At 42.9% G+C, this 11,693-nt stretch carries 13 protein-coding genes and 2 pseudogenes; 9 read left to right on the top strand and 6 right to left on the bottom strand.

All coding sequences use genetic code 11. The features are described from left to right. Positions 1-129 precede the first annotated feature (129 nt). From PGQ95_RS25675 to PGQ95_RS25685, 3 genes and pseudogenes are all read left to right on the top strand, one after another. Positions 130-444, top strand: a pseudogene (locus tag PGQ95_RS25675) (Tn3 family transposase); the annotation flags it as partial. 474 nt (positions 445-918) lie between these two features. Beyond that, positions 919-1,737 carry a DUF4942 domain-containing protein gene (locus tag PGQ95_RS25680; RefSeq protein ID WP_000193209.1) on the top strand — a complete coding sequence of 273 codons (819 nt, stop codon included), beginning with the start codon at positions 919-921 and terminating at the stop codon, positions 1,735-1,737. Continuing rightward, positions 1,734-2,939 carry a hypothetical protein gene (locus PGQ95_RS25685; protein ID WP_001572381.1) on the top strand — a complete coding sequence of 402 codons (1,206 nt, stop codon included), beginning with the start codon at positions 1,734-1,736 and terminating at the stop codon, positions 2,937-2,939. Before PGQ95_RS25680 ends, PGQ95_RS25685 begins: the two co-directional genes overlap by 4 nt. Before the next feature lie 279 nt (positions 2,940-3,218). Here PGQ95_RS25685 and PGQ95_RS25690 read toward each other — a convergent pair whose 3' ends face one another. Genes PGQ95_RS25690 through PGQ95_RS25700 form a run of 3 tightly spaced genes read right to left on the bottom strand, consistent with a single transcriptional unit; the run spans position 3,219 to position 6,216 of the window. Further along, complete coding sequence (locus PGQ95_RS25690; protein WP_000078514.1) at positions 3,219-4,538, bottom strand: DUF1173 family protein; 1,320 nt, start codon at positions 4,536-4,538, stop codon at positions 3,219-3,221. 22 nt (positions 4,539-4,560) lie between these two features. Further along, positions 4,561-4,728: a hypothetical protein gene (locus PGQ95_RS25695; protein ID WP_000220758.1), complete on the bottom strand. Its 168-nt coding sequence runs from the start codon at positions 4,726-4,728 to the stop codon at positions 4,561-4,563. 60 nt (positions 4,729-4,788) lie between these two features. Continuing rightward, complete coding sequence (locus PGQ95_RS25700) at positions 4,789-6,216, bottom strand: DNA cytosine methyltransferase (RefSeq protein ID WP_000833382.1); 1,428 nt, start codon at positions 6,214-6,216, stop codon at positions 4,789-4,791. A gap of 214 nt (positions 6,217-6,430) precedes the next feature. Between PGQ95_RS25700 and PGQ95_RS25705 the strand changes: the two genes are divergently transcribed. From PGQ95_RS25705 to PGQ95_RS25730, 6 genes are all read left to right on the top strand, one after another. Continuing rightward, positions 6,431-6,946, top strand: a complete 516-nt coding sequence (locus tag PGQ95_RS25705; RefSeq protein ID WP_001572389.1) for a thermonuclease family protein — start codon at positions 6,431-6,433, stop codon at positions 6,944-6,946. A 2-nt stretch (positions 6,947-6,948) separates the two neighbouring features. Then, positions 6,949-7,845, top strand: coding sequence for a hypothetical protein (locus tag PGQ95_RS25710; RefSeq protein ID WP_000975182.1), 897 nt, complete (start codon positions 6,949-6,951; stop codon positions 7,843-7,845). 47 nt (positions 7,846-7,892) lie between these two features. Then, positions 7,893-8,300 carry a hypothetical protein gene (locus tag PGQ95_RS25715; RefSeq protein ID WP_001572392.1) on the top strand — a complete coding sequence of 136 codons (408 nt, stop codon included), beginning with the start codon at positions 7,893-7,895 and terminating at the stop codon, positions 8,298-8,300. A 694-nt stretch (positions 8,301-8,994) separates the two neighbouring features. Further along, positions 8,995-9,192: a hypothetical protein gene (locus tag PGQ95_RS25720; RefSeq protein WP_000710701.1), complete on the top strand. Its 198-nt coding sequence runs from the start codon at positions 8,995-8,997 to the stop codon at positions 9,190-9,192. Positions 9,193-9,528: 336 nt separating this feature from the next. Then, a complete protein-coding gene (locus tag PGQ95_RS25725) occupies positions 9,529-9,990 on the top strand; it encodes a hypothetical protein (protein ID WP_000185304.1) in 462 nt (153 codons plus the stop codon). A 29-nt stretch (positions 9,991-10,019) separates the two neighbouring features. After that, complete coding sequence (locus tag PGQ95_RS25730; protein WP_000074418.1) at positions 10,020-10,427, top strand: hypothetical protein; 408 nt, start codon at positions 10,020-10,022, stop codon at positions 10,425-10,427. Between the two features lie 50 nt (positions 10,428-10,477). On the opposite strand, the gene PGQ95_RS25735 is transcribed toward PGQ95_RS25730, so the two are convergent. The 3 genes and pseudogenes from PGQ95_RS25735 to PGQ95_RS25745 all read right to left on the bottom strand — a co-directional run. After that, entirely contained in the window at positions 10,478-10,693 is a 216-nt protein-coding gene (locus PGQ95_RS25735) for a hypothetical protein (RefSeq protein ID WP_430919824.1), read from the bottom strand. Between the two features lie 3 nt (positions 10,694-10,696). Beyond that, the gene (locus tag PGQ95_RS25740) at positions 10,697-11,005 is read right to left on the bottom strand and encodes a hypothetical protein (protein ID WP_430919827.1); all 309 of its coding nucleotides are present in this window, start codon (positions 11,003-11,005) and stop codon (positions 10,697-10,699) included. A 166-nt stretch (positions 11,006-11,171) separates the two neighbouring features. Then, positions 11,172-11,693: pseudogene (locus tag PGQ95_RS25745) on the bottom strand (hypothetical protein); the annotation flags it as partial.

Here is an 11,693-nt window from a genome sequence, read left to right on the forward strand (position 1 = left end):
GCTGAAAATGCCGGCCTTTGAATGGGTTCATGTGCAGCTCCATCAGCAAAAGGGGATGATAAGTTTATCACCACCGACTATTTGCAACAGTGCCAAGTTTATCACCACCGACTATTTGCAACAGTGCCGGCAAGAGCCATTTGCTACGGTCAGCGTGGTGAGATCAGAAAACGTTACCGCGAGGGGCAGGAAGATCAGTTGGGTGCGCTGGGTCTGGTGACAAACGCAGTGGTGCTGTGGAATACGCTTTATATGCAGGAAGCCTTGTCGCACCTGCGTAGCACTGGGGAAGGGCCAGAAGATGAACATATCGCGCGGCTTTCGCCTCTGATGCATGGTCATATCAACATGCTGGGACATTATACGTTCACACTACCGGAGGATATTATGAAGGGGGAATTGAGGCCGTTAAATCTCAATTTAAACAATGAATTACCTCCTTAGCGTGGTTTTTTACATCATTGGCCCTCAAACCCCGTATATCTCTCATCAATTTTTATATCCGCCCTGGAGTGCACCGTTCAAGCACACCGATTAGGCAGATAGTCACTAGTTAACTCTTTACTAGTGACTAAATTCCATTGATATACGTGACAACGTCACGTCATGAAAGCTTATAAATGCCTATTTTTCATACAATGGGATTTAATTAGGAGTAAATCCCATAGGCTTACATAAGGATGACAATTAAAAGCGTTAAATATCAACCAGATAGAATGATTACCCCCAATTAATGGGCTCATCACATTATTTCACTGGCTGGGGTTATTGCTGGCATATCTGAAAGTGCTAATATGTTAGTCATTAGTAATTAGTAAAGCCTTTACTAAACGCGTTTCTACGTAAATTCTATAGGTTTTATAGTGTCCTACCTTTGCTCAAATCAAAATGTTCTGACATACCAAAATGGAGTGTAAAATGACTCAAAACCAGGGTTCTGAGCCAGTACCGGCGAGCCGGACAGGGCAGCTCATCAGCGCCCGGGATATGGCCATGCAGAAATTCGAAGAAGGGATGCGGTTAATCTCGGAAGCGTCGGAACTGTGCGGTCTCTCTCTCTTCACCAGCAGAATTATGCAGCCCAACGCATTTGGTCTTCCGTCGTCACTGGATCGCACCATCGAGGAGGGGCGTAAGGAAATTGACCGTAAAACGTGGAAAAGGCTCTTTGAAGAAACAGGTATGGACCGGTACTGGAACCATAAGCAAAAAGAAGCCTTTAACGAATCCCTTCGTACGGATCCGCCCGTCGCTTCCCTGGAGATTGTTAAGGGAACATTACAGCATGCACTGGCTAACAGACGAGACACCCTTGCAGAAGGTTTCGTTGATGTTCTCAACAAGCTTGACCGAAGTTTCAAAAGCAATGCCAGGCAATATACAATGCCAAAAAAGCTTGTTCTTCGGGGGATTTTTCCTGGTGTGAACGTGCTGAGGTACAACGGTTTCTCGCAGGACAATCACTTTTGTTTACGCGACTTTGAGAATATTGTATGCATCTGTTCTGATACTCCAACACCTGCAACCGGCGGTGGGCTGAGTATGGTCGACAGGCTGACGGCCATGAGAAATACAGAATTCACAGGCGAGGTCAGTGATGAGAATGGCTGGCGGTGTCGCCTGTTTGAGAATGGAAACGTTCATATTTGCATCGACAGTATCTCGCTTCTGAATGCTCTGAACGATCTTATCAGCATATATTTTGCAAACCAGCTTCCGGCCGCAGGAAAAAAATGATGATTGAAAATGATAAAGAAAAAAGCCTGAACGATGCTACCCCGCCAGAGGTGCAGAATGACATCCGCAGCGAATCCACTGAAAAATCAAAGGAAATGGGTCGTTCAAGGTACTCATCTATCGCGATGATCGATTACTTCAATGCAATCGAACGTCTGTGCAAAGAGAAAGAAATTAACCCGGAAAATATCGATCTGAGCTTCAAAGTTCACTGGCTCAGAAACGCTGTTGGCGGCTCGTTTGCAAGGTCACAGGAGATGTTCGCGGAGTACCAGAAGTATGTTAAAGAGGTTCCTGAAGAGGCCCGTTACCTGGATATACCCGATGAGGTAAAGGTTGCACTCGGCGATATTATCTCGTACATCACCTGGCACTACCGTAGAAGCTATACCGCAATACAGAATGATAGTGTTAAAAAAGCTGAAGCACGTAGCATGCAGCTGGAGGAGGAGGTAACGCAGCTGTTACAGCGGCTTGAGCAAAGCGCTACCGATATGGATGAGCTGAAACTTGAGAATCAGGCACTACAGGGTCGATTAGAGATCCGGGACAGTACCGTCAAGGAGTTAGAAACAAGGCTGAATGTTGCCGAAGCAGAACTCGAAACCTGCCATCACCAGTTAGATAGCACACGGCATGAATTGAGCCTCGCACAGCAGTCAAATGACTCACTCTCCCAGCAACTGGCTGAACGTAAAACAGAGATCGCTGGTCACCTTGAATATCAAAAAAAGCTGAACGAAGAGATCAACACGCAGCGTTCTGATAACGCCGGTCTTTCCAGACAATGCGACCAGTTAAGTCAGACTGTGTCAGATACAAAGGCAGAGAGGGACAGGTTTGAACAGGAATTGATTGCTGCACAGAACCTTTGTACTGAGCTGAAAAGTGCACTGTCCGGGAAAGAGGGTGACCTGGTGGCGGTGAATGCCGAGCTTACTGAACTCCATAAACTAAACGAGTCGCTGAGCGCCGACCTGAATAAAGTAACTTTGGTCAGCCAGGGCTATGAAGCGGAAGTGGCTGAACAAAGCAATGAACTCAAAACGCTCCAGGCCAAAGTAATGAAGCTGGAAGCTACCCTGGAGGCGGAGAAAACAATCTCAGAATCCCTAAAAGGCACCATTGATACATTAACTGGTGCAATGGCAGGGGGAGGTACTGGAAAGTCAAAACAGCCGCGTAGCAGAAAAACATCATGATAAATGAAGCCAGGTTGATACACTTCTCTGCATCCCCTGGCACATAAGAACTTCTGCGGACATTCAGCCCGTCCGCAGGAGTTTTCGTCCTTCAGTCAACAAATGCACTACCTTTTTTGAGTCTCCACTTTCCAGAGCAGAAAACACGTTACCGATTCTACCAACAGCTTGTATCTGAGTGATAACCCCAGTCTTGTAATCATCTAGGATCCCTGACAGGAAAGCGTTCAGTTTTGTCTGTTCGCTTAGCGAAAGCATGTAGGACATTTTTTCTCCATTTTAAGCAGGTGTGTCAGTTGAAAGAGGTTTGCGTGATTCTGGAAAATGAGGCAGCACCATAGTTTCAGATGCTGTGGTCGCATCCCAGTGCCACCATCCATAAGGCCCATATTCACGGTTGTAATAATCTTTTTTGAGTTGCTTTCGGGCCAGATAAGCAGGAGTGGCCATACCAAATACTTCCATCGGGAACGGCTTATCGCTTTTTGTGTCGAGCAGGTAGAAGTCAGGGAACACCTCACTAATACTCGCATCATAACGCATGGGCTTAACGTACTGCCGGTGCTCTGCATCCAGCTTTTCTGCAACAACCGCCTCATAGGAGGAGTCCAGAGGTATCCAGTTCTCGCTAACGTGCATCAGCACAATTTGATGAGCTCTTACAGAAGGGCCTCTGCCGGTTACCGCAGCTGGTGACGTCAACGCAAAGACAACTATTTTCGCCCCGGATTTCCATGCTGCGTACTCCGATGAAAATCGTTTCTTTACGCTATCCCAATGGACTTCTGAATTGAAAAAAATCAGCGGTAGCCCCCCAAAATTCCGCAGGGGTAAAAATTTAAGTGGCTTCTCATGCTTTTCAGCATCGTAGCGAGGTAAAACTGACAGGAGCATGAGACGTTTATCACTCATCGCCTGTGATGAAAGACGCTGAATTTGCGACTGAGCGACAGGTTGTTTCGGGTCAGGTACACCAATGAATAAATGGTCACCTATGCAGGCTCTGCCGGTACGAATTTGTTTAGCGGTTTCAAGCAGACGATACCGTACCAGTGAATCGTTACGTTTCCCTGCCATTTTCGGGTACCAGACATTCAGACCAGACTCTGTCCACAAAAGACTAAGCAAGCCCAGGAGGGTCATTGAGGCCTGACCTCCTTCTGGTCGCTGAACATGGGGCAGGGGAGGCACTTCTGATTTTTCAGGAGGATCTTTCTCTGTCATACCGATACCGAGCCTTACAGCCATATCACCTTCGGTTGTAATCCGGACCACACCACTCGCATATCCTTTCAGGCCGGTATGCCGGGCATCAAGGGAGAAGAATACACAGGAAGGATCATGCTCAATGCCCGTGTTAGCGGCTTTGACGAGAATAAAGGCATCACCGTTCGGTAAAGCACGAACATAAAGTCGCTTTTCTCCTTTTCCACGACATCCGCAGGTGATGACTGATTTTTGACCTGAGGTGTGGTGTGCCTTTTTAAGAGCCGACTGCCACCCTTTAGCAAACTCATCCTGCGTTTGAAAGTCAGGTGAATACCTTTTGACGTTTGGATCGTCGTCGTAAGCAATCATCACTGCGAATTTTTGGCTCATAGTAGTCTCCTAAACAGGAAGTTTAATATCCCAACCAGAGCAACACTTCCTGAGCGTCATACTGTTCCTTTACGCCCATGTCGCTAAAGAATTCTTCGAAATCTGTTTCGGGAACGCAATGCCTGGACAGTTCTTGTAATGCTCGTTCTTTAGATACCGTCTCACCTTCAGCTGATTCGAAATACGTCATGGTTGACCTCTGACATTATTACAACAATCTTAAGCATTTAAATTGATGAAGGAGCTCAGGTCAGCTGACTTCGTCGTAAAACTGCCGCAAGCGCTGGGAGGCTGCAAATTCAATTCGTGACTTCAGCAGTTTGGCGACGGCCGCAAAGACATCAACGACCACGGAGTTCCCAAACTGTCTGTAAGCCTGTGTATTGGACACAGGGATACGGAAAACACTTTCCCCGGGTTTATCGAAGCCCATTAGCCTGCTGCATTCACGTGGCGTTAGCATGCGTGGCCGACGGTCCATGTTGTATGTGTTATGGAAATCAGTTTCTCCCAGTTCATGAGACCAGCCCCGATCAATAAGAATTTCAGATCCGTCTTTCATATAGCGGCTTGAGAGGGTTCTGGTGACACTATTAACATTGGAAGGATCTACTAGTCCAAAACCAAAACCATTGCCTTTTGCCGCATGTTTCTTTGCATAGTTGTATAAGTACTCCCAGAGTTTAGGGGAGAGGATGTATTTACTATCTACGCTCGGATCCAGTAAATCTGAGAGAGAAGGGCGCTTGTCCGGATAAAAGTCTTTAATGTCTCTCAGAGTAAAACCGTCTTTCAGACGTAGGTCGCGGCGAAAACCAATAAGGACGATACGTTCACGGTGCTGGGGTCGGAAATGACGGCCATCGATGACTTTAGGATCATCCGCGCCCGTGCTTTCGCTGTTTGCGACGTCGTAGCCAAGCTCATCGAGCGTTTTCATGATGATGTTAAAGGTATTACCCTTATCGTGACTCTTCAGATTTTTTACGTTTTCCAGAACAAAAATTGCAGGTTGTTTTGCCCGGATGATCCTGGCCACATCAAAGAAGAGCGTACCCTGAGTGTCGCACTCGAAACCGTGTTTGCGACCCATAGAGTTCTTTTTACTGACACCGGCGATGCTGAATGGCTGGCATGGAAATCCCGCAAGAAGAACATCATGATCCGGGATAGAGGCATCGATAAATTTGTATGCCTCGTCATCAGTAACCTCGGGCCGGTTGCTAAGAGTGATGTCACGGATGTCTGAATTGAAGCGGTGCTCGTTCTCATCGCAATACCAGTTCGCCCGGTAAGTACGGCTGGAATAAGTATTCCATTCGCTCGTGAAAAGACATTTACCACCGATGGCATCAAATCCGCTTCGCAGTCCACCTATCCCTGCAAACAGATCGATAAAGCTAAAGTGCCTGTCCTCATAATCAGCAGGTCGTGAAGGTATTAAAGTCTGTAGATAGCGTCCATCTGCGATACTCAGCTCACAATGCTCAGGTATGCATGTAACCTGACGTTTAAGGGATGCACGGGACCAATTACTGCCATTTTCATCATTTAATACCTGAGCCAGATATTTCAGGTCATAAATGGTCGAAGCTGTTAACAAAGTTTTGTGGATCAGAGATGGTGTTTTATCCACATCATTCAGGTCTGTCTCAAGATCATGAGTGTAACGTTTCATCCAAACTCTCTCAGGAATAATATCTTTGAGATAGATTAACACGCTTAATTTGGATTATTTTTTGGTTCAGGTTCTAAATTTATTGTGATTATTCTGCCTTTAAGTTGCAAAAAGATTGGTTTTAAGCCCGCCCATGAAATAATGACTTGTTAAAATACTGCCTGTAAATAGGCTTGTGGATACATGTCTGTACTCAACAAATCAAGGTGAAATGATGTTTTTTTTAACAAAGTTACTTTTGCCCATCATGATTGTTGTATTCCCAGTGGCGTCCTGGGGGAACTCAACAACTTTTGAGGCAAAGGTGGTTAAGATTGTTGACGGTGACACCATAACTGCGTTGGATGCTCAAAACACAACCATCAAAATACGGATGTATGGTATAGACGCTCCTGAATCTAAACAGGCTTTTGGCCAAAAAGCAAAACAGGCCTTAACCACAGCTATAGCAACTAAAATCGTTACCGTGATAGACCATGGTACGGATATCTATGGCCGTATGTTAGGTACCATCTGGTTAGATGGATATGATATCAATGCCTCTATGGTGGACAGTGGATATGCGTGGGTTTATCGGTTCGAAGATAACGCCATTGTCCCTGGCTATATCAAATATGAATCCGCAGCACAAAAGGAGGCAAAAGGGTTATGGGCAGACACCAACCCTGTCCCACCATGGCAGTGGAGACAGGCAAACGAAAAGCCCAGAAAGGTGAAAGAGAAGAAATAACCATGATGAAAGAGCCTCATCCGTTACTTCAGTTGGTACTAAACGATTCCGGTCGTCTAACCATGCCTGTTTATTATAGAGATCAACAGTATTGCCCGACTTGCCTTACAAAGGTGTTGAAGAGTGAGGATGGAAGTTTGGCGCACCTCGGGGAAATAAATCAAAATACATGTAGACCTTCTATTTCAGTAGTTGTGACAAAAGCAATTATTGAAATGTTATGTGACGGGGAAAAAATATATGTAAATCCAATACGACACCGAGGCCGGGTGCTGGCACCCTCAGTAATTTTTTCTCCCGACACTCACACTTTCAAACCGTTTATAAATACAGACTATCAGCCTGTGGGAGCAAACTGGAAAAGTGAAAAGGGATATAAACTCGGTCTGTTTTATCTCAAAGATCGAGCCAACTCTATCAATAAAGAGGAATTTGATTTCATTGCCGTTATAGACCCTGAGGCAATGCAGAAAGAATTTATTTCGGCCTGGTCTGAGGTTGATGAAAAAAATCCATTGGAAACGCTGAAGCAGATCTTACGATCTAAAAACAACTCTTCTTTATGGGTAAAATGGCCTGGCAAAATTGAGCATGCGCAAAAAGGAAATTACAACGAAAATTACTGGTTCGATTATCAATCTGATAATCAGGAAGTGAACTGTACGGTCTCTGTTGTAGGTATCGAAGGTAACAGTTCCGGTGAGACAATTTATAGATTGCAAACTTTGCTAAAGCGTAAGCTCAATGAATATCAACTGGTTCGGTCTTTAGGGACTATTATGCTTCTTGATAATACCGGGAATATGATTCCATCAAACCATCCTTATTTTGAAGTCATCTCAAAAGCATGTATAAATGGAGTGCGTGACTTTGTTCGTCAAAACCCGTGGGTAGTCTGACGGTCAACTATAAAGCATAATATAATTAGTAATAACAAGGAACAGACATGAATGAAAACTCAGTAATCTTAATAAGTTTATTTTGGTTTTTTTTGGGATCGAGTGTTGTAGCTGGTTTTATGGATGCATCATTATATTGCTGGATTTTTGCAGCCATAAGCGCATTGTTTCTTCTTTCGGTGATACAAACACCAAAGGAGTTAACGGTATCTATTAGTCATATGACAAGCAAAACGCTGATCTCAAAGACAGATGATGGATACACATTTAGCATTTCACCTTACGGAGACGGGTACCGCTTATCAGTCTCGCCTGAAAATCGTCACAATGGTACCCAAAGCTTTGACGGCTGGTTCCCACGTTTTTTTTCCGAACCACAGTATGCCAAATCATCTTTAACTAAATTTCTCGGTGAGTCCTTAGTATGGGAAGAAGATTCAAGTAATGCTCTATGAGATTACTTATTATAAATTTTTCTATTAATCTCCATGGAGTGATATATGAATTTGGCCTATTTTTTATTTTTGTCTATAACTGTTATGCTTACGAGCTTTATTATTAAATCACTTGTCGTATTGGTAAAGTTCAAATTACTTCGTGATGAACGTCTCGAATATACCAGCAATAAAAATATTGATGAGATGTACGATTTAATGAATGCGAAGGAAGAAATCCTCATAAGGCATCATAAGCAGATGTTGGCATTGCATCTTTCACTATTAATATTCGTTCTATTTATTGCTTACATTTACTAAAAATAATTTTATTCAACATTTCAACAAAGGGTTTTCAATGGAAAGCTTCGAAACTGAACAAATGATTCAATATGCTTTCTACATAAATATCGTAATAACGACTGGTTTGGCATGGTTTTGCTTGCGGTCAGGATTGCATTACAATTTTTTCAGAAAAGCAGAGAGTGCCAGAACAAAAGGGCTGAGTAGTACCTCTACTGAACACGGTCCAGCAATAGTGAGACTAAAGAAGCTACAAGCATTAGTAGATTTTATTAGTAACTGTGCTTTTCTAATCCTTTCAATTGGCACAGCTTATATTTTGTATGTTTGGAGCCACAGTTAACTCATACGAGGTAACTTCGGCAGGTAACAACTTCTAATGCAGGACTTTAATAACTCTAAGGGATTCTACATGAAAAAAGACGATCTAATTACGCGTTGTAAATTACTTAAAGGCGAACGCGATGAGTCTATCTTTACCATATTAATTGGGATAGTAGTAAAGCTGGGGCTGGTAGGCCTGGCATTCTATCTGTTGCTTGGTTCCACGATTGATTGGTCAAGCTGGAAAACTTATGCCGCCATGTTGATCTTGGGAGCATTTCTCTAAAATCTTGAACCTTTTTTCACTCATTACAAGCCATGACCTAGTGCGTAGATCATACGATCTTTAAACCTTATGTCATTGATTTATAAGTACATATAACAAAGATTATGTTAAATACTGTATGTATGTACAGCATCAACAGTTGCCCCCCTCATATTGAGGTAATTGCTACATTCATACCACTATTCTTCTTATAGTATCGACATCCTGAATTATTGCACCCTACTGCTTTGTCTTTAGCTGTTCCGAATTAAAATTCATTGCTCAATTTGGATCACATGACGATCAGCGTATTCCTTTGCTTTATCAAAGTTAAGTTTTTAAAACATAAGATATGTAATGACAAATTCTCAATCTGATTTTCCTTTGAACGATCAAAATTTTCAGGCAGATTTGCTGAAAATCAAAAAGGTTTTCGCCGACCTTATAACGCAGGCATCAGATGGTAAGATACCCATAAGGTCTTCTCATGTACACGGCTTACACCATTTCGAGGAGCTCTACATCCGGGCAAGAGCAGGCATGTGTTCGGTCCTGGGATATCCGGTCATGGTTGTTTCAACTATCTCAGTTAAAGAGCCCGGCACAGGCATTTTTAGAGCGCTTCTTGCAGAATTGAAATGTATTGCAGATGAACAAAATTACATTTTGAAAATTGAAAATGTACTGCCTCCCCTATTCCGCAAATACCTTATTCAAGAAGGTTTTGTTTTCCCAGGTGAACCTTGGATGTGTGGTTCCGGCTATTGGTTTAAGAACCCACAAGTACTTCATGAAAATATTGAGTTATTATCTGTTTAAGTCGATCTAACAATTTCACTGGAGCTAACATGTCCCCGGAATTGGTATCAGACATTGCAAGAGTGGCGCATGAAAAGCTACTTTCAATTTTAACGGAGTGCGGCATAGAGAAGACGGCAGGCACTTGCCTTTTTGCAAGCTATCTTGTGTGTTATTTAGCAAAAACTAAAGGTCTAGATGCTGTTGTCCGTGGGGGTAACGGTGCAGATGATGGCGGTATATTTATAGAGTGTGGTGGCTTTGGCCATTATTGGTGTGAGTTGAATTTCGAAGAAGTGCAATATTATATTGACATCACTTCCGAACAGTTTGGGTTTCATCCATACATAGTGAAACTCGCCAACGATATAACAGGATGGCCTCGATATATTCCTGGTGATCAGGAAACGGTCGATAGTCATTTAGAACAATTATTACGCGACGGCTATACAGAATAGGCTGCGTATACCCTATCGCAGCCTTTCAGGCTCTTAACCCTTGTGACCTGTTAACGGAACCACTCAGGATGACGCTGCCGATCAACTTTGATAACCTGCGAATTAAATTCAACGACATCCGCTGGAGTAAGCATTAATTCATCAGGATTTACAATAAATGGTCTTAAAACCACTTCGCCACCGTCTTCTTTTGCACCGTAGATATTAATAAGAAAGTGCAGTCGTTGATTTCCTTCAGCATTGCGTTGCCATTCTCTAAAAGTCAAAGTTTATTTAATATAGTTTGTTAAAAGAAATGCGAATTCAGATTCTTCCGTTTGTGAGATACCGATTTTGTTAGACATTTTTTTTAGTATCTTTCCGAGCATGGACACACAGGCATCTAGACTTAACGATGTTGAAATTTTGGTCGTATTAAAATCCTCCTGCGAAAGTGAAATCATCCATGTATTATCTTTATGATAGTCGGTAATATAAATAAAATGAGATGTAAAAGGCGTTGAGTGATTGAACTCTCCTAAGTTCCATCCATACTGACTCACTGTATTTGAGCTAAGTTCTTTGTCGGTAATGTTCATAATTCATACCTTTCGATAAAGTCTGTAATGATAATTAGCTATCTCAAAGGACCAGAACAACTCTTGAAATAACCACACTCGAAGAATTTATCATATTGAACACCCCTACCTAATAACCTTGCCGACTTAATAAATCACAATAGCCCTCCCCTGACATTTTAAAATGCTACTTGAATTTTTGATAGCTTATGGTTGTTTTATGTTCTTTGTGATACGCATATGTCATCTTCTCTTTCCAGTACCAATCTTGTAGATCCTGCAAGTCTAGCCCATTTTTCTCACGTATGCTTTCGTGTAATTCGCTAAGCGCGAGTTTATCATTAGGTTTATAAATGGCTAATTTTTCTTCAAATAAATCCAGCCAACGTTTCCCCATCTTACGACGCAAAACAAACACCATCGTGATAAATGTAATGAAATGCACAGCAATTAGTTCCAACTTATGCGATTGCTGACCAGATAAAATTACTATTGTAACAACAGGGATGGCCGTATATAAAGCAATCAAAGCGACCATAAGTTGGTATGGTTTTTCCCGTATTACCATGTTCATGGGTAAACCAGAGGACGCTACTGCTTGCCAAAATCTTAAAGGGGAGCCCGCAGAATTCGGAAAAAATCGTACGCTAAGGTTTTCCGGGCATCCGTAAGGGCCGAAACTTCCCGTCTTCCAGTCTGCGGCTCTGCC

It is taken from the genome of Klebsiella sp. 141240, from assembly GCF_050600805.1.
Classification (GTDB): domain Bacteria; phylum Pseudomonadota; class Gammaproteobacteria; order Enterobacterales; family Enterobacteriaceae; genus Klebsiella; species Klebsiella aerogenes.